The following is a 20,209-nucleotide window of genomic DNA, read 5'->3' on the forward strand; positions in this document are numbered from 1 at the left end:
GCAGGGGTGTTTGTTGCCTGGGGTTACTAGCTGCTTGGGCCGCCGATATAGGCTGAACCCATGACTGAATACCGACGCCTTGGCCATTCCGGATTGACCGTGTCAGTAGTTGGACTGGGCTGTAACAACCTCGGCCGTGCCAACACCCCCACGGAGACGCAGGAAGGCACGGACGCCGTGGTCCACGCCGCCCTCGACGCCGGGGTGACGTTCTTCGATGTTGCCGACGTTTACGGCCGTGAGCCTGGCCTGAGCGAGGCCATGTTGGGCAGGGCTTTGAAGGGCCGCCGCGACGACGTCGTGATTGGCACCAAGTTCGGCATGGACATGGGCGGAGTCAACGGCAACGATTTCGGTGCCCGGGGCTCGCGCCGGTACATCGTGAAGGCCGTCGAGGCATCGCTTCGGCGACTGGACACGGAGTGGATCGACCTCTACCAGTTCCACACACCGGATCCGCGGACTCCCATCGACGAAACCCTGGCTGCCTTGGATGACCTCGTATCCAGCGGCAAGGTCCGTTACATCGGCCATTCCAACTTTGCCGGCTGGCAGATCGCCGAAGCTGAGTATGTTGCCCGCCAGGCCGGGGGAACCCGCTTCATTTCCACGCAAAACCACTACAACCTGCTGGACCGGCGCGCCGAACTCGAAGTTCTCCCCGCGGCCGGGGCCTTCTCCTTGGGTGTCCTGCCGTACTTCCCCTTGGCCAACGGGCTGCTCACCGGAAAGTACTCGGCGGGCAAGGCCCCCGAAGGTTCGCGGTTGAGCCACACCCGCACCAACCTGGTGCACGACGCCGATTGGGAACAGTTGGGTCGATTCGGCCAGTTCGCCAAGGAGCGGGACATCACCGAGCTTCAGCTTGCTTTCTCCTGGCTGGCCGCCCAGCCCGGTGTCAGCAGCGTCATCGCCGGGGCCACCCGTCCGGAGCAGATCCGGGAGAACTCTGAAGCCGTCCGCTGGGTCCCCACCCAGGAAGACCGGGCGGAGCTTGACGACATCTTCCCGAAGGCGCCGAAGGTAGCGCTCTTCTAGGCCTCGCTCACATCCCGCCCGCAATGGTGGGTCCCTCTCTCACAAAACAGACCTAAAAGCAGAACGCCCTCTCACCTTAGTGAGAGGGCGTTCTGTTCCAAGCCGCGGAATGCGGGAGGGCTGGGCCGGGGTTAGGCGGGGGCCGAAGCAACTCCCGGTGCGAGGAAGCGCTTGCCGTTGACTCGCTCGGAGGCGCCCACCCGGTCCAGGTAGGGGGTGATGCCGCCCAGGAACATCGGCCAACCTGCGCCCATGATGACGCAGAGGTCGATGTCCTCGGGGCCGGCGACAACGCCTTCTGCCAGCATGAGCCCGATTTCCTCGGCCAGGGCGTCCTGGGTGCGTCGCAGGGCTTCTTCACCCGTGGACGGGGTGTTGCCGAAGGACATGATGGCGAGGGTCTCGGCGGGAATGGCCGGGGTCCCGTCCGGACCGGGAACCCACAGGGACTTCACGCCGTTGTCGATGAGCTTTTGCAGGTTCTGCGACACGGGGAAACGGTCGCCGAAGGCCGCATGCAGGGACTCCTGGACATGCTGGGCTACTGGCAAGCCCACCATGGCGCTGAGGGTGAACGGCGACATCGGCAGGCCCATGGGCCGCAGTGCCGTGTCGGCAACCTCTGCCGGGGTTCCTTCGTCGAACGCGGCGATGACCTCGCCCATGAGGCGCAGGAGGATGCGGTTCACCACGAAGGCGGCGGCATCCTTGACCAGGACTGCTGTCTTCTTGAGTCCCTTGGCGAGTTCGAAAGCGGTGGCCAGGACGGCGTCGTCGGTCTTGGGCGCCCGCACGATCTCCAGGAGTGGCATGACGGCCACGGGGTTGAAGAAGTGGAAGCCCACCAGGCGTTCCGGGTGTTTCAGGTCTTCGGCCATGGCGGTCACGGACAGCGAGGAGGTGTTCGTGGCGAGGATGCATTCGGGAGAGACGATTGCCTCCACCTCGGCGAAGACCTGCTTCTTGATGTGGAGTTCTTCGAAGACGGCCTCAATAACGAAGTCGGCATCGGCGAAGGCTTCCTTGGAGACAGAACCGGTAACCAGTGCCTTGGTCCTGTTGGCGGCGTCGGGCTTGATGCGCTTCTTGGCCAGCATCTTGTCCACTTCGGCATGGACGTACGCCACGCCCTTGTCCACGCGTGCCTGATCGATGTCCGTCATCACGACGGGCACCTTGAGCTGCCGGGCGAAGAGCAGCGCCAATTGGCTGGCCATCAGTCCGGCACCGACCACGCCGATCTTGGTCACGGGGCGGGCAAGCTTGCGGTCGGGGGCTCCGGCGGGACGCTTGGAGCGCTTCTGCACGAGGTCCAGGAACGCGTACACCGTGGAACGGAACTCGTCGGTCTGCATGAGCCCGGCGAGCGTCTCGCATTCGAGGGCAGCGGACTCGGCCTGGGTCATGGTGCGGTTGGCTTCCATGACGTCCAGGACCTTGGCCGGTGCGGGGGAGGCATTGGAGGTCTTCGCCTCGACGAAGTCGCGTCCTGCGGCCACCGACGCGGCCCACCGGGTGGCAACGTTTTCTTCGGTGGGGTCCACGGAGTTCTTCCGCTCAGGCGTCACCTCGCCGGAGATAACACGCGCCGCCCACGCCAGCGACTGTTCAACGAAGTCGGCAGGTTCAAAGATGGCGTCGGCAACGCCAAGCTCGAAGGCCTGTGGTCCGGTGAGGGTCTTGTTGTTGCTGAGGGGGTTTTCGATCATGACCTTTACGGCGTTCTCGGGACCGATGAGGCGCGGAAGGATGTACACGCCACCCCATCCCGGGACCAAGCCAATGAACGCTTCAGGCAGGGCGAGGGCACCGGCACCTGTGGAGACGGTGCGGTAGGTGGATTGCAGGGCGATCTCCAGCCCGCCACCCAAGGCAAGGCCGTTGATGAAGGCGAAGCTCGGAACGCCGAGGTCGGCGAGGGTGGCATAGACGGCGTGGCCCAGTTGCGCCATCCATAGGCCGTGCTCGCGTTCCTTCAGGGTCTTCACCGCTGAAAGGTCAGCGCCTGCGACCAGGAAATAGGGCTTGCCGGTGACGCCCACGCCCACGATTTCTCCCTTGGAGGCCCGCGCTTTGAGGCCTTCCAGGACGCTGCCGAGCTCCACCAGGGTGTTGGGTCCAAGGGTGGTGGGCTTGGAGTGGTCCAAGCCGTTGTCCAAGGTGATCAGCGCAAACGTTCCTGCACCGCCTGGGAGTTCGATGTCCTGGACGTAGGAATGCGTGACGACTTCGTCGGGGAAGAGGGCGGCGAGCTTCTGGAATTCGGCGGCGCTCATGCTGCGGCTCCTTCGGTGGTGGCCGTGGTGGCCTGGTCGGTGGCAAAAGATTCATAATCGGCGTGGTGCGGGTTTTCCCAAATCACGGTGGCACCCATACCCAGCCCGATGCACATGGTGGTGATGCCATAGCGGACCGAGGGGTCCTCTTCGAACTGGCGTGCGAGCTGGTTCATCAAACGAACGCCCGAGGAAGCGAGGGGATGTCCGACGGCGATCGCGCCACCGTAGCGGTTGACCCGGGGATCGTCGTCAGCAATGCCGAAGTGGTCCAGGAAGCTCAGGACCTGGACTGCGAACGCTTCGTTGATTTCGAACAGTCCGATGTCTTCGATGCCCAGCCCGGCGTTCCGGAGGGCTTTCTCTGTGGCGGGGACCGGGCCGATGCCCATGACTTCAGGTTCGACGCCGGCAAAGGCGTAGGAGACGAGGCGCATTTTGACGGGAAGGCCAAGTTCCTCGGCAGCATCGGCCGAGGCAAGCACTGCGGCCGTGGCGCCGTCGTTCAACCCTGCGGCGTTGCCTGCGGTGACCCGCCCGTGCGCGCGGAACGGAGTGCGAAGCCCGGCAAGGTCCTCAACCGTGGTTCCGGGACGCGGGGGTTCGTCCGTGGTGTGCAGTGCCCAGCCCTGTCCGGGTTTCATCGTGGCCACGGGAACCAGGTCATGCTGGATCTGTCCGTTGGAGTAGGCGGCTGCGAGCTTCGCCTGGGAACCGGCCGCGTAGGCGTCCGTCCGTTCCTTGGTGATTGCGGGGAAGCGATCGTGCAGGTTCTCGGCAGTGTTGCCCATGTTCAGTGCCGCAGGGTCCACGAGGCGTTCGGACATGAAGCGCGGATTGGGGTCCGCTCCGGCGCCCATGGGGTGGTTGCCCATGTGTTCTACGCCGCCGGCGATGACGACGTCGTACGCGCCGAAGCCGATGCCGCTCGCCGTCGTCGTTACGGCCGTCATGGCTCCTGCGCACATGCGGTCGATCGCGAAGCCGGGAACTGTGCGGGGGAGTCCGGCCAGCAGGGCGGCCGTGCGGCCGATGGTGAGGCCCTGGTCCCCGGTTTGGGTGGTTGCCGCTATGGCGACCTCGTCCACACGATCGGCGGGCAATGATGGATTGCGCCGCATCAGTTCCCGGATGCATTTCACCACGAGGTCATCGGCGCGGGTGCCTGCATAGATGCCCTTTTCCCCGGCCTTGCCGAAGGGGGTGCGGACTCCGTCGACGAAGACGACGTCGCGGACGTTCCTCTGGGCGCTGCGTGCTGGACTCATGTATTAACTCCTCGTTGAGACATGGCGCCGGAGGCCGCGCTGCGGGCATCCGGTTGGCATTGATGGCAATGTTACTCGTGGGTAACTTAGCTTGCAAGGCTGACCGACGCGAGACCGTCACGCTGTGGGAAAACGAAAGCCCGCCACCCGAACCGGGGTTCGGGTGGCGGGCTGGAATCAGCACGCTCAGCTGGCTTCCTTGGACTTCGTTTCCTTGGCTGGAAGCGCTTCGGGGTTCAAGCACGCTGCGGTGAGGATCGGGGCGGTCAAGGAAATCTGCCACTCCCGGGCGCCCAAGGACCGCAACTCGGCGGAGACCGATTCGAGCGAAACGTCCGCCGGTGGCCGCCAGGTGATCCGGCGCAGGTAGTCCGGGGTCAGGAGGTTCTCGACAGGAAGGTTGAGTTCCTCTGCGAGGGCCTGCAGGGCGGGCCGGGCGGTGGCCAGGCGTGCCGCGGCCTCGGGATCCCGGTCCACCCACACCCTGGGAGGTGGCGGTGCGTTGGTGGGCAAGTGCAGGGGCGGGAGGTCCGTGAGGGTCCTGGCAATAGTGATGCACCGCAACCAGCGGGGAGCTTCACGTTGAGCGGACCGGCCATGGAATCCCTTGGTAGCCAGAAGCTGCGGGACCGTGGTGGGCATGGCTTTGGCAGCGGCGACGAGGGCGGAGTCCGGAATCAGCCGGCCGGGTGCGACGTCTCGTTTGCGGGCCAGTTGATCGCGTTCCTGCCAGAGTTCCCGGACAGCGGCCAGCTGGCGGCGGTCGCGGATCTGGTGGAGGCCGGACGTCTTGCGCCATGGGTCGACGCGCGGCGGGGAAATTCCCGCGGCAAGGATCCCGGCGAATTCCTGTTCGGCGTAATCGAGCTTGCCGTCCGCTTCGAGCAGTTCGATCAGCTCTTCGCGGAGTTCGGCGAGGACCTCGACGTCCAAGGCGGCGTATCGCAGCCACGGCTCGGGGAGGGGGCGGGTGGACCAGTCAGCCGCGGAGTGCTCCTTGGCGAGGCCGAACCCGAGGAGCTGCTCGATCACGGCAGCGAGTCCGACGCGGGGGAGGCCTGCCAGGCGGGCAGCCAGTTCCGTGTCGAAAAGTTTGTCAGGCCACATGCCCAGCTCCGAAAGGCAGGGCAGGTCCTGGGTGGCCGCGTGCAGGATCCATTCGACGCCCCTGAGGGCGTCGTTGATGATGGCCAGGTCGTCGAAGGGCTCGGGATCGATCAGCCAGGTGCCGGCGCCTTCACGCCGGATCTGGACAAGGAAGGCGCGCTGGCCATAGCGGAAGCCTGAGGCGCGCTCAGCGTCCACTCCTGCCGGTCCTGTCCCAGCGGCGATGGCAGCGGCGCACCGTTCCAAACCGGCCGGGGTGTCGATGACAATCGGCACGCCTTCGCGCGGGGTGTCAAGATCAATAATTTCAGGGACGTGGCTGTCGAAGCCGTCAACCTTGATGTGGGTGGTGGTTTCAGCAGCCGGATCGCCGGCTGTGGTGTTTTCCGGATTTTCAGGGGTCATGGTGGCTTAAGCTTACCGATTCCCGTCACAACGGTATGCTGCGGGGGCGGCGGCGAAGCGGCCAGTGGAATGTTCCGGGGTCAATTGAGCCTCCTGTTGGGTAGTCCGGTGACGCCTGGCGGAAGGGGCGGCAGTCCGGCGAAGGTGCAGACCATGTCGGACCACGCTTCCAAATGGGCTTGGACGTCGGCGCTTGCGGGTGTCCAGGAGGCGCGAAGCTCGATGTCGATGGTGTCCGGCCGCTCTGCCAGGGTGCCGAAGCTTTCGGAGAGGATCCTGGTGGCGGTGCCTCCGGCCGCACGATGGGGAGCCGCATGGTTCTCCAGCGCATCCACCAGCCACGTCCAGGCAACGGAGCCCAGCATGGCATCGTTCCCCATCTCGGCGTCCATCTGGGCCCGGATGTACGTGACAATGCGGAATTCGCCCTCCCACACCGCGGACCCGTCGGGGTCATGCAGGAGGATGAAGCGGCCCGTAGCGAGCTCGTCGTCGTCATCCGCGGACGGGCTGTTGGCGTGGCTTTGGGCGAAAGCCTTGGCTGCTGGTCCGTGGACAGGGACCTGCCGGGTAGCTGCGGTGGGGCTGAACACTTCCGCTCCCAGGGCCACGGCGTAGGGCGCCAGCCGGGCGGGGGCAGGGATCTCCTCAAGCCGCAGTTCGCTGCGGCATTGTGCTTTGCGTAGTGTTCCCAGGGCGAAGAGAAAGTCCGCGGGAACCTGTGCGAGGGCGTTCACCCTCGCAGGTTATGCGTCCGGGGCGGCGATTCTACGCAGGCTCGCCGCCCCGGAGCGCAAGGGTTATTTGGACCCGAGCTCGCGCCGGATCCCTTCGACGAACGCGTCGATGTCCTCCGGCGTGGTGTCGAAGGAGCACATCCAGCGGACTTCGCGTCGGGCGGCGTCCCAGTCATAGAACGCGAACGACTTCCGAAGCCGGTCCGCTACGCCCTCCGGGAGGATGGCGAACACTCCGTTGGACTGGGTCGCCTGGGTGGGTTCAACGCCGTCGATCGCTTCCACGGCTGTGCGGAGGCGGGCCGCCATGGCGTTGGCGTGCGCGGCGGACCGCAGCCACAGGCCGTCTTCGAGCAAGGCGATGAACTGGGCGGAGATGAACCGCATCTTCGAGGCGAGTTGCATGTTCATCTTGCGCAGGAACTTCAGGCCGTCGGCTGCCTCAGGGTTCAGGGCCACCACGACCTCACCGAAAAGCAGCCCGTTCTTGGTGCCGCCGAAGGAGAGGATGTCCACGCCGGCGTCGCGGGTAAAGGCGCGCAGGGGGACTCCCAGGTGGGCTGCAGCGTTGGCCAGCCGGGCTCCGTCCATGTGCAGCTTCATGCCCTTGGCGTGGGCGTGGTCGGCAATGGCGCGCACTTCCGCGGGCGTGTAGCAGGTGCCCAGTTCCGTGGTTTGGGTGATGGAAACGGCAAGGGGCTGGGCGCGGTGCTCGTCGCCCCATCCCCACGCTTCGCGGTCGATCAGCTCAGGGGTGAGCTTGCCGTCGTCGGTGGGTACCTGGAGGAGCTTGATTCCACCGACGCGCTCCGGCGCCCCATTTTCGTCCATGTTGATGTGCGCGGTGGATGCGCAGATGACGGCACCCCACCGTGGAAGCAGGGACTGCAGGGAAAGGACGTTGGCACCCGTGCCGTTGAACACCGGGAAGCTCTCAATCCCGGGTCCGAACTGTTGTTCCAGGACCTCCTGGAGCCTGGCCGTGTAAACGTCCTCGCCGTAGGAAACCTGGTGGCCACCATTGGCCGCTGCCAAGGCAGCAAGGACTTCCGGGTGCACGCCGGAATAATTGTCCGAAGCAAATCCACGGACCGACGGATCGTGCAGTTGTACAGGCCCGGCCGAGCCGGGGGCGCTGTGGATTGCCTCTGTTGTGCTTGTCACTGGTTCGTTCACGCTTTCAAGTCTATTTGGCCAGCAGGATGCGCTGGCCGTTCAGTTCGCTGGCAGCTTGTTCAAAAAGTTCGACGACGGCGGCAGCCAGGTCTTCGACGTCCGTGTACCCGGGGAATCGCCGTTCGGGATGCGCCTCCCGCATGCCGGCGTCGACGAGGGCCTTGACCACGAAAACCAGCGCGGCGCTGTGCTGCTCGGTGGGAGCATCCTTGTTGCCGGATTGTTCCCGGCGGAAACCGTCGGCCACCGCCAGGGTCCAGGCTTCCGCTGCAGCCTTCGCGGCAGCGTAGCTGGCGGCTGCGGCCGTTGGTGCCGAGGCGCTGGTGGACGACACCATGGCGAGCCGTCCGCGCGCCGATGCTTCGAGTTGGCCGTAGAAGACCCTGGAGACGTTGCGCAGTGTTGTCACGGCGCTTCGTTCCATCGAGTCCCAGTCGTCGTCGGTTTGATCCTGTATTCCGCTCGCGCCGCGCCAACCGCCGACGAGGTGGATGACTCCGTCGACGCCCCCAATGCGCAGCTGTTCGATGTCGGAAGCCAAGTGGCGGACGGCCTCAAGGTTGGCGAGGTCGCACACAAGCGGTGTGACGTCCTGCCCTGTTTCTGCCGCCGCGGACTTGATGCGGGCTTCATAGGAACCCACTGTGATGACGCGGTGTCCGGCTTTGGCCAGTGCCCGGGCGGCAGCAACGCCCGAAGCGCTGCTGCCGCCCGTCACCAGGATGGTCAATGCGGTCATCAGGCCGCCGTCGAACCGGTGATGCCGGTGGTGGATTCGATCACGGGACGCATCTTCTTCTCCAGTGCTTCGTAGAACATGGACAGCGGGAACTCGTCGTCCAGGACCTGGTCCGTGAGGCCACGGGGCGGACCATCCAGCGGCAAGGCGTCCGGGCCCTTCGCCCAAACGGACGCCGGGTGCGGAGTGACCGTGCTCGAAATGAGCCCGTAGGCGGCCAGCCAGTGCGCTGCCTTCGGACGGTCGATGGAACGCCAGTATAGTTCTTCGATCTGTGCACCAAGCTCCACCACGACGCCGGCTGCTTCGTCCCAGTCGATGCTGAGCTTGCTGTCTGTCCAATGCAGGACGCGGTGCTGGTGCATCCAGGCGAACAGGAGCTGGCCGCCGAGTCCGTCGTAGTTGCGGACACGGCTTCCGGTGATGGCGAAACGGAAGATCCGATCGAAAATGACGGCGTACTGCACCAGTTTTGCGTGCTTGCGGGCATCGGGGTCGGCGGTTTCGTCCTTTTCGATCCGGACGGATTCCCGGAAGGCGGTGAGGTCGCAGCGCAGTTCCTCGAGCGAGTAGAGGAAGAACGGCATCCGTTGCTTGATCATGAACGGGTCGAAGGGCAGGTCGCCGCGCATGTGCGTACGGTCGTGGATCAGGTCCCACATCACGAACGTCCGCTGGGTGAGTTCCTGGTCGGAGATCAGCTCGGCCGCGTCCGCGGGCAGTTCCAGGGACGTGGTCTCGGCGGCTGCCTTGAGGACGCGGCGGAAACGGGCGGCCTCGCGGTCGGCGAAAATGGCACCCCATGTGAATGTCGGCGTCTCCCGGACCGCGACGGTCTCGGGGAAGAGGACCGCAGAGTTGGTGTCGTAGCCCGGAGTGAAATCGACGAACCGGATGGGCACGAAGAGCTTGTTCGAGTAGTCGCCTGCTTCCAGGCCATCAATGAACTCCGGCCAGATGACCTCGATCAGGACGGCCTCAACCAGCCTGTTGGTGCTGCCGTTCTGCGTGTACATGGGGAAGACCACCAGGTGTTGGAGTCCGTCAACGCGCTGTTCCTGCGGCTGGAAGGCCTGGAGGGAGTCAAGGAAATCCGGAACGCCGAAGCCTTCGGCTGCCCACCGGCCGAAGTCTTCGACCAGCAGTTCCAAGTAACGGGCGTCGTGGGGAAAGTGTGGGGCCAACGCGGTGATGGCCTCGGAGATGGTGGCTACGAGGGCAGCTGCCTCGCTGTGGACGGCCGGATCGGCAATGGAGCCGTCCTTTTCCTGGTGGGCCTGCAGAGCGGTGGCTGCAGCTTTGAGGGAGGTCCACTCGGCGTTGTCGGCGGTGACACGCGGGAGGGTGGGGGTGGCGGTAATCGTCATGGAACTCGGCCCTTTCGAAGTAGTAATTGCTTCTGGGCCGAGCGTAGCAAGCGAAAAGTATCGCTAATTCAAAATCGGGCTGAGCATAAGAAACTCTTGCTCATGGGGTTGGGGAAAGGCATCCGAGGTCAAGTACGCACCAGCTGAAGCCTGTCGGGAAAGCGCCGGACGGACCGCCTGGGCGATCCGTCCGGAACCGTTCAGCCCTCTTCCGGGTTCACCAGGCGGAGGGAGATGGAGTTGATGCAAAAGCGCTGGTCAGTCGGAGTGTCGTAACCCTCGCCATCGAAAACGTGTCCCAGATGCGAATCACAGGTGGCACAGCGAACTTCCACCCTGTCCATGCCCATGGTCCGATCGTGGAGATACTTAACAGTGCCCTCCGCCAAGGGTGCCCAGAAAGACGGCCAGCCACAGTGGGAATCGAACTTTTCCTGGCTGGTGAACAACTGGCTGCCACACGCCCGGCACTGATAGACGCCCTCGGTATGGGTGTCCCAATATTCGCCGGTGTAAGGCCGCTCCGTGCCGGCTTGCCGCAGGACCCGGAATTCCTCCGGCGTCAACTCCTCACGCCACTGGGCGTCGGTCTTCTCCACGGCCGCAGATGATGTCTTGCTGGTGTTCTCAGGAGTGTTCATGTCTTGTCCAACGCTCACGAGTCGCCGATAAATCCCGAACCCGCGTACAGGTGCAACACCGGAAGCCCCAGCTGATCCTGCGCCTTATTGGCCCAGTCCGTATGCAAGGTATCGGCTATCGCGTGCGGTCGGGTCACAACAACGGCCTGTGCGGCGTCCAACGAGCGGACCTTGGACACCAAGCCGGCCACGGCACCGCCGTCGACGACCTCCCCGGTAACTCCGCCACCCAAACCGGCCAACGCCGCCAGCGAGGCCGCCAGCGTCTCCGAAGCCTCGGCACGCTCTACCGCAGGGTCAGGTGATTGCGCAGTGAGGTCGCGGAACGCCTTGGCGATATCGAGCAACGAGAGGTTCTCCAGGAAGTCCACCAGGAGATGCCGCTCGGTATTGGAGGGGACCAACACAACCAAGGGCGCGTCACCGCCGTCGAGCAGTTTGGAAATATTTACACGGTCGTCGGGGCCAAGGGGCTCTTCCGTCAGGATGACTATGGGATCGCTCATGGCTACAGCGTAGTCCCGGGCAACGGGACCCCGCAGGCTTTCGCCCCGAATCCGCCCACGGGGCGCCGCGCTGACCGCACCTGCACAAGGCGGTGCCCGGAAAAGGCAACAATGGAACCATGGCATCGAAAACCCGGTCAGCGAGTGACGCTGCAGAGAAGAAACTGTCCCTCCGCACCAAATGGGCCATCGGAGGTTTCCTGGCAGGCGGGACCATTGCGGGTTTGCTGGGGGCAGGCTCTTCGGCGCTCGCCGTCTACTTTGCCCGCCGCGTCATTACCCCCGCTGCCCGTCACGAAGACCAGGAAGTCCTGGCCGTCATCCGCGGCGACGACGGACCCCAGGTCATCCTCGCGGCAACCCCGGACAGCATCATTGACGGCACCTACAGCCTCTTCTTTTCAGGAGGCACAGGGCACGCGCGGATTGGGCGGATCGTCTCGTATTCGCCGGCTGAACAAACCGTGCTGCGCGAGGTCGAAGAAGTTTACAGCGGCAACCTCTCCGAAGCCCGCCGGGCCTGGTGGAGCGGGGCTACCTACCCGGATCCCGAAGCCATGGGCCTTGCGGCCGAAAACGTGGACATCGAGGTCGACGGCGGCAAGGCGCCTGCGTGGTTGATCCGCGCCGAAGCGTCCGCACCGGCAGCTGTCTGGGCCATCATGGTCCACGGACGCGGTGCCACCCGGCTGGAGGGGCTCCGCGCGGTGCCTGTTGCGCGCGAACTTGGGCTGGACAGCCTGGTGATTTCCTACCGCAATGACGGTCTTGCTCCCTCGGCGCTGGACGGACGGTACGGCCTGGGATCCACGGAATGGCGGGATGTGGAGGCTGCCATCGACTACGCCCTTGAGAACGGCGCGCACGAGATCGTGTTGTTCGGGTGGTCCATGGGCGGTGCCATCAGCCTGCAAACCGCGGATCTGTCCAAGCACCGACTGGCTATCCGGGCGATGGTCTTGGATGCCCCTGTCATCAATTGGGTCAACGTGATGGCCCACCACGCCGAGATGAACAGGATCCCCTACAACGTGGGACGTTATGGCCAAATGATGCTGACCCACCCCTTGGGCCGCCGTCTCACCGGCCTGGCCGCCCCTGTGGACCTGAAAGCCATGGATTGGGAGGCCCGCGCCGTGGAGCTGCGCACGCCCACCCTGCTCATTCACAGCGTGGACGACGACTACGTACCCTTCGGGCCATCCGCCAGCCTTGCGGAGAAGAACCCCGAAATGGTCACCTTTGAGCCTTTCGACGGCGCCAGACACACGAAAGAGTGGAACGTTGACCCCGAACGCTGGGAGCGGCTGGTGCGGTCCTGGCTTCGCAGGCAACTCGCACCCCGGAACAACCCCGGCCAAGGTGGTCCAGCGGGACGCGGCAGCGGTTCAGGGCCGGTTGGCTGAATGAGGCTACTTGCCCGTGCCGATCGGCGCGGTGATGGCTTTGGTCAAGCTGACCAGGTCAGCGGGGGAAAGCTCGATGTCCAGCCCCCTTCGCCCACCTGATACCAGGATGGTCCCGAAGGCCAGGGCTGAGTCGTCAAGGACAGTGGGGGAGGATTGGCGCTGCCCCAGGGGCGAAATACCACCGAGCACGTATCCCGTGCGGCGTTCGGCCGCTTTGGGGTCCGCCATGGCTGCCTTCTTGGAGCCCAGGGAGGCGGCTACCGACTTCAGGTCAAGATTCCCGGACACCGGCACGATGGCGACCGCCAAACGCCCCTCCACCTCCACCATGAGTGTCTTGAACACCCGTGCAGGATCGATCCCCAGGACCTCGGCAGCTTCGAGACCATAACTGGTGGTGGACGGATCATGGGCGTAGGGGTGCAGGACAAAGGGAACGCCGGCCGCAGCAAGTGCTGCAGTAGCCGGCGTTCCCTGTGAAGCCATTTTCTTGGCCATACCGTTTGGCGGTACCTTTCAGTGTTCCAGGTGGCTGGTCAGTGTTCCAGGCGGTTTGCCGCCGCTACCTTCCGCTTGATCCGGCCGAGCATGGCCGTCATACCCCGCATGCGCAGGGGCGTGATGGCACGCGTCAATCCGAGAAGTTCCGGCATGTCATCCGGAACCGCAAGGATCTCCTCGGCGGTCAGACCGTCCAGCCCTTCATGAAGCACGCCGGCAAATCCACGCGTTGTAGGTGCTTCCTGCGGTGCCTTGAAGAACAACCGGTAAGCACGGGCGCCGCCCGGGTTTTCCCCGTTCTTCTCCGACTCAATGGTCAGGAATAGGGGAGACTGGCACTCGACTACCTGCTCCAGCAGTTCCGGGTGGTCCTTGAGGCGCTCCGGAAGCTCCGGCAGACCCCTGGAGAACTCGAGCAGCAGCTGCAGGCGGTCAGGCTCCGTCAGGGCCTGGAAGTCATCGACGATTTCCGCCAGCGCGGCGGGCAAGGTGTGGGTACTCATCTCTTCCAGCTTACGCACAACCGCGCCGATTGCACTTTGTGTCCTGCAACACTGGGGAGCCTCGGTTTCGGGTGCTAGTTGCGGACCAGTGCTGCCGGAACCGAACCGCGCTCGGAGCCCTTGGCGATGGGGACGCGGACGGCGTTGCCCCACTCGGTCCAGGAGCCGTCATAGTTGCGGACGGTGTCGAAGCCCAGGAGGTATTTCAGGGCGAACCAGGTGTGGCTGGACCGCTCGCCGATGCGGCAGTAGGCCACGACGTCGTCGCCGGGTTCCAGGCCGGCCTCGCCGAGGTAAAGTGCCTCGAGCTCTTCGCGGCTCCGGTAGGTGCCGTCTTCCGCCGCGGCACGTGCCCACGGAATCGAAGCAGCCGTCGGAATGTGGCCGCCGCGCAGGGCGCCCTCTTCCGGGTAGGCGGGCATGTGGGTGCGCTGGCCCGTGTATTCCTCGGGGGAGCGGACATCAATCAGTGGGTTGCCCAGGTGCGCCAGGACGTCTTCCTTGAAAGCGCGGATGGGAGCGTCGTTGCGTTCGACTTCGGGATACTCGCCCGGGGTGGGCTGCGATGCATCCGTGGTGAGCTCGCGGCCCTCGGCGATCCACTTGTCGCGGCCGCCGTCGAGCAGGCGGACGTCGCTGTGGCCGAAAAGGGTAAAGACCCACAGCGCGTAGGCGGCCCACCAGTTGGACTTGTCACCGTAAATAACGACGGTGCTGTCGCGGGAGATGCCCTTGGACGCGGCGAGGGCGGCGAAAGCGGCACCATCGACATAGTCGCGGGTGACTTCGTCATTCAGGTCTGTGTGCCAGTCAATCTTGACTGCACCCGGGATGTGTCCGGTTTCGTACAGCAGGACGTCTTCATCGGACTCCACGACTACCAGCTTGCCGTCGGCAATGGCGCCGTCGGCAAGTGCTGCCGCAAGCCACTCTGTGGACACGAGGCGTTCGGGGTTCGCGTAGGCGGCGAACTTTTCGTTCTGTTCAACGGGGTAGGACATCTAATGGCCTTTCACTGACAACGGACGGAGCCGGGCTGTGCTAACACAGGTGCCCGCCCGGCCTTTCCAACACTAACCACGGCCCGCGGCGAATGCTTCCCCTGCGGTCACATGATGAAACATGGCTTTGGTCACGTGGCCGTTCCGCTGTTCCGTATGCCGGTATTCTTGCTGGGGACCCACAACCGAAGGAACGGACCACAGTGGTACAGATCGAACAACTGGCTGCCCGCACGCCGGCAGTCTCCGTGGAGGAACTCCTCAAGGGTTTCTACCCCTCTCCGCGATTCGGAGAGGTATCGTTCGACAGCTACCGGCCGGATCCATCGCAGCCGAGCCAAGCCAACGCAGTGAAACTGCTGTCCGCCTTCGCCGATGGCGTGGGTTCCGACGACGGCGGGGGTCTCTTCAAGAAGTTGTTCGCCAAAAAGGCGCCTGCCACCAGGGCGGGCATTTATCTGGACGGCGGATTCGGTGTCGGCAAGACACACCTTTTGGCGTCGCTCTGGCACCGGTCACCAGGACCCAAGGCCTTCGGAACCTTCGTGGAGTACACCAACCTTGTAGGCGCCCTTTCGTTCCGCAAGACTGTGGAAGCGCTGAGCAGCTACAAACTGGTCTGCATCGACGAATTCGAGCTCGATGATCCAGGCGACACCGTTTTGATGTCACGCCTCATGCGTGAGTTGGCGGACGCCGGCGTCAAGCTTGCCGCCACGTCGAACACCTTGCCGGGGTCCCTGGGTGAGGGCCGCTTTGCCGCCGTCGACTTCCAGCGCGAGATCCAGGTCCTCGCGGACCAGTTCGACGTCGTCAGGATCGACGGCGAAGACTTCCGGCACCGCGGTCTCCCTGCCGCCCCCGCGCCGCTCAAGACCGAAGAACTGAAGCACCGCATGCGTGCCGAATTCGACGGCAAAACGGTGGCCGTCGATGATTTCCGCACCCTGGTCAACCACCTGGCCGCAGTCCACCCCAGCCGCTACCGCCAGCTGCTCGCCGGCGTTGAGGCCGTGGTGTGGAGCGACGTCGAAACCATCACCGAGCAGGCCGTTGCCTTGCGGTTCGTGGTGCTCGCGGACCGTTTGTACGACAAGGACGTGCCGATCCTCGCCAGCGGAGTCCCGTTCGATCAGCTCTTCACGGAAGAGATGATGACCGGCGGGTACATGAAGAAGTACTTCCGGGCGGTCTCCAGGCTGACGGCGCTGGCACGCGAGGCGCAAAACCACGAACCTGCCTGAGTCAGCCTTTCTGGAGCGGCGTCCGGCTCTTCAGCATCCAACGAACCAGGATGCCACCGGCCAAGGCCCAGAACGCGGCGCCCACTCCCGCGAAGCTCAAGCCTGAGGCTGCGAGCAGGAACGTGATGCACGCCGGTATGCGTTCCTCGGCTGCGGCCAGTGCCGAGGAAATCGATGATGCCAGTGTTCCCAGGAGCGCAAGCCCCGCCACCGCTTCCAGCAGTCCGGGCGGGGCTGCAGCAACTACCGTGACCAGTGCCGCGGACCCCGCAGCCAGGACCAGGTACGCCAGACCCGAGACAAAAGCCGCAATCCAGCGCCGACTGTGGTCCTTGCCGGCTTCTTCGCCGGCTGCCAGCGCTGCGCTGAGGGCAGCCAGGTTGATGGCGTGGCCACCGAAGGGAGCTCCAACGGCGGTTCCGGCCCCGGTCACCAGCATGGACGACCGCCACGGAGTGGTGTAGCCGAACGATTTGAGGACTGCCACGCCCGGGATGTTCTGTGAGGCCATGGTCACGATAAAGAGTGGCAGGGCCAGCCCCACGGCAGCTTCCACGGTAAATGCGGGCGTTGTCCATTCCAGCCGGGGGAGCAGGTCCTCAGCCGGGACCTGGACGCCGTTTGAGGCGATGTGGATGCCGATGACGGCCAAAGCCACCAGCAGCGACCCCGGAACAGACCAGCGGGGAGCGAACTTCATCAGGACGATCCAACACAGGACCACCGGGGCGATGAGCAGCGGCGCCGATCCCAGCGACTTGAAGGGCGCCAGGCAGAGCGGAAGCAGAACGCCGGCCAGCATGGCCTGTGCCAGTGCCGTGGGGATCTTCGCCATGATCCTGCCGAGGACAGGGAGCAGCCCGGTGAGGAGTATCAGCACCCCCACCAGCAGGAACGCTCCCACGGCAGCCGGCCAGCCGCCGTCGACCATTCCCGCGGAGGCGAGAAGCGCCGCTCCGGGCGTAGACCACGCAAGGGTAACCGGCATTTTGGAGCGCCAGGAGAGCCACAGGATACCGAGCCCGAAAGTCAGCGTGAGCGCGAGCAACCCGCTGGAGGCCTGCCCCTGATTGGCGCCGACGGCTTTCAAACCTGCCAGGACGACAGCAAACGAGGAGGTGAAACCCACCAGTGCCGTGACGATTCCTGCGGTCACGGGCGGACCCAGGGCCTCCTTGCGGACGAGGCGTTCGGTGGTTGACGGGGAAGGGGAAGGCATAGGCACAAAAATACCCGACCACCGTGGTGGTTAAACGCCAAGGGCACCGGTGGCGCCTCTCGGCGGGACCGGTGCCCCCTTGACGTATCTGGTACGGCGGCTCAGGCAGCTACGGCTGCTTCGGCTCATCCGCGACGGGAGCCTGTGGCTCTCCGTCATTCTTGGCCACGAAGTCGGAAGCGGCGTTCTGGACTTTGTCGACGTGGCCGGCGTACTTGCCACCCGTCTTCTCGTCCACAAAATCCCCGGCCTTTTCGATGCCATTCCTGATGGCTTCTTCGTTGCCTTGAATGAGACCCTGAGCCTTGCCCTTCAGGTCGTCAATTAAACCCACGGGCACCTCCCTTCCATCGCGGAGCCAGTTCGCTCCTCCGCGTCCGACCCTAACACCAGTTGGGAGAGGTGCCAAGGCTTCAACGCAGGCCTGTGGACAAACTACGCCGAGGGCGTAGTCACGGTCTTGTGGCGGGGGCTGTCCGGATTCATGAGTGAGTGCTTACGGCCGTAGGAGAAGTAGATCACCAAGCCGATGACCAACCACACGCCAAACCGTACCCAGGTCTCCCAGTGCAGCTGGAACATCAAGAACGCCGAAGCCAGGACGCCGAAGGCCGGGACGACAGGCATGAGCGGCAAACGGAAAGTACGCGGTGCATTTGGCTTGGTGTAGCGGAACACAATCACCGAAACGCAGACCACCACGAAGGCGGCGAGGATGCCGATGTTGGTGAGGTCGGCGACTTCCTTGATGGGGAAGACACCGGCAAGGAATGCCGAAGCGATGCCGGCGATCCAGGTAACACGCTGCGGAGTGCCGTTCCGGTCGGTCTTGGCGAACCACCCGGGCAGCAGGCCGTCGCGGCTCATGGAGAACCACACGCGGGTAACGCCCAGGAGGAACGTCAGCATCACGGTGAGGATGGACAGGACAGCGAACACCGAGATGATGGTGGCGATGACCGGCAGTCCCACGCCCGTGAAGGCGGAGGCAAACCCGGCCGTGGGGTTGATGTCCTTGTAGTTCTGCATACCCGTGAGGACGAGTGTGGCGGCGACGTAGAGCAGCATGGCGATGATCAGGGACAGGATGATGGCCTTGGGCATGTGCTTCTTGCCATCCTTGGCCTCCTCAGCCGCGGTACTCATGGCGTCGTAGCCGAACACCGCGAAGAAGACGGTTGCAGCACCGGCCACCACTGGACCGAAGCCACTGGGCATGAACGGGTTGTAGTTCTCGGTGTTCACGTAGAAAATGCCCAGACCGATGATGAACAGGATCAGAATCACCTTGATGGCGACCGCCACCAGCTCGAACCTGCCGAACGCCTTGGTTCCCCGGCTCAGGATCCACGTGACGAGGAGGCAGACGAGGATGGCCGGCAGGTTGATGATGCCGCCCTTGCCTTCATCGGCGGTGGACGTCATCCACGTGGGCATGTGGATCCCGATGCCGGACAGGAAGGCGTCGAAGTAGCCGGAGATGCCGATCGCCACTACGGCCACGATCGCGATGTACTCAAGCAAAAGATCCCAGCCAATAAACCAGCCGATGATCTCTCCGAGGGCCACATACCCGTAGGTGTAGGCCGAGCCTGCGCGGGGTATCATGCCGGCGAATTCGGCATAGGAGAGCGCTGCCGCTCCCGAGGCCAGCCCGGCGATCAGGAACGAAAAGAGCACGGCAGGGCCGACACCCGGGCTTCCTTCGCTGCCGTGGGCGACCAGTCCCGCCAGGGAGAAAATTCCGACGCCGATAATTCCGCCGACGCCGATGGCCGTCAGTTGCCAGAGGCCAAGACTTTTGAATAGTCCGCTGTGCTTGCTTTCTTCCTCGATGTCGTCGATGGGCTTGCGCCTCAGGACGGACTTGGAAGCCGTCAGTTGGTTCATGGGGGTACTCCTGCCAGTTGGCGTGGAACGGTGATGAGCTCGCAGTACATTATGCGAGCCCAATCACATTAGATAAAGCGACTTCTTCTGAGGTGTATCGGTTACTTCAAATGATGAATAGGCTATTCGGCGAAAATGGGCATAAAAAAAGCAGCTCCGAAGAGCTGCTCTTTTATATGGAGCGGACGACGAGATTCGAACTCGCGACATCCACCTTGGCAAGGTGGTGCTCTACCAGCTGAGCTACGTCCGCACATGTTGCCTGCCATGCTGATGCGTGGCTTTCAACAACAAACAAGTTGCCTTGTTCTGGTGGGCGATACTGGGATCGAACCAGTGACCTCTTCCGTGTCAGGGAAGCGCGCTACCGCTGCGCCAATCGCCCATGCATCCAGCAAAAGCTGGAAGACATGGTTTTCACCGAGGTGGGTACGGGATTCGAACCCGTGTATACGGCTTTGCAGGCCGCTGCCTCGCCTCTCGGCCAACCCACCGTGTAAGCAGGATTCCGGGGAATTCTTGCCTTGACAGTGCCTTGCGAGCGGACGACGAGATTCGAACTCGCGACATCCACCTTGGCAAGGTGGTGCTCTACCAGCTGAGCTACGTCCGCAGTGTCGTTTCGGCGGGCAGCCCTTCAGGCATTCCGTCGCTTTCCGACGAGTAAAAACTCTATAGGAGGTTCCTGCAATCTCCAAATCGGTTGCTTGCATTTGGCCGCAGAGGCGGCCGGATCCCTGCAATTACGCGGATCCGGGGGAGTTTCACGGCTGTAATTCCACTGTTGTAGTTAGCGAGTGGCGGTGAACTCCAGACCCGTTTTGCATTCCGGCCGTGGTCCGTTAGTGTTTTCTATGCACCCGGGCGATTGGCGCAGTGGTAGCGCGCTTCGTTCACACCGAAGAGGTCACTGGTTCGAACCCAGTATCGCCCACCAACAGAAACCCCCGGACATCCGGGGGTTTCTTTGTGTTCCGGGCCGTCCGTCCCGATGGGGCGTTGAAGAACCCGGGGTCTGAGTCCGGGAAGTTGCGACACGAAATGCGTGCTGGAAGCACTCCATCAGCGTGCCCGTACAAGAAGAACACGAACAGCCCAACGCAACTCCAGGGCCCTCCCTGCCCCTGGAAGACCTGGCTCTGACGGCCCCCATCCTCGCTGCAAAGCTGGCGCGACTGGCGC

18 protein-coding genes and 5 tRNA genes are annotated in these 20,209 nt (G+C 63.9%); 4 read left to right on the forward strand and 19 right to left on the reverse strand.

Annotated elements, in window-relative coordinates; translation table 11 throughout:
- Nucleotides 1-60 precede the first annotated feature (60 nt).
- On the forward strand, nucleotides 61-1,038 hold the full coding sequence (locus tag AC5RU9_RS05055; protein WP_494015573.1) for an aldo/keto reductase: 978 nt from the start codon (nucleotides 61-63) through the stop codon (nucleotides 1,036-1,038).
- Between the two features lie 131 nt (nucleotides 1,039-1,169).
- On the opposite strand, the gene AC5RU9_RS05060 is transcribed toward AC5RU9_RS05055, so the two are convergent.
- The 9 genes from AC5RU9_RS05060 to AC5RU9_RS05100 form a co-directional block, all read right to left on the reverse strand.
- Nucleotides 1,170-3,314, reverse strand: coding sequence for a 3-hydroxyacyl-CoA dehydrogenase NAD-binding domain-containing protein (locus AC5RU9_RS05060; protein ID WP_494015574.1), 2,145 nt, complete (start codon nucleotides 3,312-3,314; stop codon nucleotides 1,170-1,172).
- Entirely contained in the window at nucleotides 3,311-4,582 is a 1,272-nt protein-coding gene (locus AC5RU9_RS05065; RefSeq protein ID WP_494015575.1) for a thiolase family protein, read from the reverse strand. Before AC5RU9_RS05065 ends, AC5RU9_RS05060 begins: the two co-directional genes overlap by 4 nt.
- A gap of 186 nt (nucleotides 4,583-4,768) precedes the next feature.
- Nucleotides 4,769-6,094: an HRDC domain-containing protein gene (locus AC5RU9_RS05070; protein ID WP_494015576.1), complete on the reverse strand. Its 1,326-nt coding sequence runs from the start codon at nucleotides 6,092-6,094 to the stop codon at nucleotides 4,769-4,771.
- 80 nt (nucleotides 6,095-6,174) lie between these two features.
- Nucleotides 6,175-6,831 (reverse strand): DUF3000 domain-containing protein, encoded by a 657-nt coding sequence (locus AC5RU9_RS05075; RefSeq protein WP_494015577.1) that lies wholly within the window; start codon nucleotides 6,829-6,831, stop codon nucleotides 6,175-6,177.
- Nucleotides 6,832-6,894: 63 nt separating this feature from the next.
- On the reverse strand, nucleotides 6,895-7,974 hold the full coding sequence (locus AC5RU9_RS05080) for a threonine aldolase family protein (RefSeq protein ID WP_442789720.1): 1,080 nt from the start codon (nucleotides 7,972-7,974) through the stop codon (nucleotides 6,895-6,897).
- 43 nt (nucleotides 7,975-8,017) lie between these two features.
- The gene (locus AC5RU9_RS05085) at nucleotides 8,018-8,746 is read right to left on the reverse strand and encodes an SDR family NAD(P)-dependent oxidoreductase (protein WP_494015578.1); all 729 of its coding nucleotides are present in this window, start codon (nucleotides 8,744-8,746) and stop codon (nucleotides 8,018-8,020) included.
- Nucleotides 8,746-10,113: a DUF6421 family protein gene (locus AC5RU9_RS05090; RefSeq protein WP_211714099.1), complete on the reverse strand. Its 1,368-nt coding sequence runs from the start codon at nucleotides 10,111-10,113 to the stop codon at nucleotides 8,746-8,748. Before AC5RU9_RS05090 ends, AC5RU9_RS05085 begins: the two co-directional genes overlap by 1 nt.
- Nucleotides 10,114-10,313: 200 nt before the next feature.
- A complete protein-coding gene (msrB, locus tag AC5RU9_RS05095; RefSeq protein ID WP_211714100.1) occupies nucleotides 10,314-10,754 on the reverse strand; it encodes a peptide-methionine (R)-S-oxide reductase MsrB in 441 nt (146 codons plus the stop codon).
- A gap of 14 nt (nucleotides 10,755-10,768) precedes the next feature.
- Nucleotides 10,769-11,260, reverse strand: a complete 492-nt coding sequence (locus AC5RU9_RS05100) for a hypothetical protein (RefSeq protein ID WP_211714101.1) — start codon at nucleotides 11,258-11,260, stop codon at nucleotides 10,769-10,771.
- Nucleotides 11,261-11,379: 119 nt separating this feature from the next.
- Here AC5RU9_RS05100 and AC5RU9_RS05105 point away from each other — a divergent pair, with 119 nt between their 5' ends.
- On the forward strand, nucleotides 11,380-12,666 hold the full coding sequence (locus AC5RU9_RS05105; RefSeq protein ID WP_494015579.1) for an alpha/beta hydrolase family protein: 1,287 nt from the start codon (nucleotides 11,380-11,382) through the stop codon (nucleotides 12,664-12,666).
- Nucleotides 12,667-12,672: 6 nt separating this feature from the next.
- Here AC5RU9_RS05105 and ybaK read toward each other — a convergent pair whose 3' ends face one another.
- The 3 genes from ybaK to AC5RU9_RS05120 all read right to left on the reverse strand — a co-directional run bounded on the left by ybaK (nucleotide 12,673) and on the right by AC5RU9_RS05120 (nucleotide 14,674).
- Nucleotides 12,673-13,167: a Cys-tRNA(Pro) deacylase gene (gene ybaK / locus AC5RU9_RS05110; RefSeq protein WP_494015580.1), complete on the reverse strand. Its 495-nt coding sequence runs from the start codon at nucleotides 13,165-13,167 to the stop codon at nucleotides 12,673-12,675.
- A gap of 38 nt (nucleotides 13,168-13,205) precedes the next feature.
- Nucleotides 13,206-13,673 (reverse strand): SufE family protein, encoded by a 468-nt coding sequence (locus tag AC5RU9_RS05115; RefSeq protein ID WP_211714104.1) that lies wholly within the window; start codon nucleotides 13,671-13,673, stop codon nucleotides 13,206-13,208.
- 74 nt (nucleotides 13,674-13,747) lie between these two features.
- The gene (locus AC5RU9_RS05120; protein WP_494015581.1) at nucleotides 13,748-14,674 is read right to left on the reverse strand and encodes a sulfurtransferase; all 927 of its coding nucleotides are present in this window, start codon (nucleotides 14,672-14,674) and stop codon (nucleotides 13,748-13,750) included.
- Nucleotides 14,675-14,877: 203 nt separating this feature from the next.
- Here AC5RU9_RS05120 and zapE point away from each other — a divergent pair, with 203 nt between their 5' ends.
- Nucleotides 14,878-15,918: a cell division protein ZapE gene (gene zapE, locus AC5RU9_RS05125; RefSeq protein ID WP_211714106.1), complete on the forward strand. Its 1,041-nt coding sequence runs from the start codon at nucleotides 14,878-14,880 to the stop codon at nucleotides 15,916-15,918.
- Between the two features lies 1 nt (nucleotide 15,919).
- Here the strand turns inward: zapE and AC5RU9_RS05130 are convergent, their stop codons facing one another.
- The 7 genes from AC5RU9_RS05130 to AC5RU9_RS05160 form a co-directional block, all read right to left on the reverse strand.
- Nucleotides 15,920-17,137 (reverse strand): benzoate/H(+) symporter BenE family transporter, encoded by a 1,218-nt coding sequence (locus AC5RU9_RS05130; RefSeq protein WP_494015582.1) that lies wholly within the window; start codon nucleotides 17,135-17,137, stop codon nucleotides 15,920-15,922.
- A gap of 109 nt (nucleotides 17,138-17,246) precedes the next feature.
- A complete protein-coding gene (locus AC5RU9_RS05135; RefSeq protein WP_211714108.1) occupies nucleotides 17,247-17,477 on the reverse strand; it encodes an antitoxin in 231 nt (76 codons plus the stop codon).
- A gap of 95 nt (nucleotides 17,478-17,572) precedes the next feature.
- Nucleotides 17,573-19,027: an amino acid permease gene (locus tag AC5RU9_RS05140; protein ID WP_211714109.1), complete on the reverse strand. Its 1,455-nt coding sequence runs from the start codon at nucleotides 19,025-19,027 to the stop codon at nucleotides 17,573-17,575.
- Between the two features lie 177 nt (nucleotides 19,028-19,204).
- Nucleotides 19,205-19,280: transfer RNA gene (locus tag AC5RU9_RS05145), tRNA-Gly, on the reverse strand.
- Nucleotides 19,281-19,337: 57 nt separating this feature from the next.
- Nucleotides 19,338-19,412 (reverse strand) — tRNA-Val (locus AC5RU9_RS05150).
- A 38-nt stretch (nucleotides 19,413-19,450) separates the two neighbouring features.
- Nucleotides 19,451-19,521 (reverse strand) — tRNA-Cys (locus AC5RU9_RS05155).
- A 46-nt stretch (nucleotides 19,522-19,567) separates the two neighbouring features.
- Nucleotides 19,568-19,640, reverse strand: a tRNA-Gly gene (locus tag AC5RU9_RS05160).
- Between the two features lie 249 nt (nucleotides 19,641-19,889).
- Here AC5RU9_RS05160 and AC5RU9_RS05165 point away from each other — a divergent pair.
- Nucleotides 19,890-19,964, forward strand: a tRNA-Val gene (locus AC5RU9_RS05165).
- The last annotated feature ends 245 nt before the right edge of the window (nucleotides 19,965-20,209 follow it).

The organism is Arthrobacter sp. B0316-5-4 (assembly GCF_059090325.1).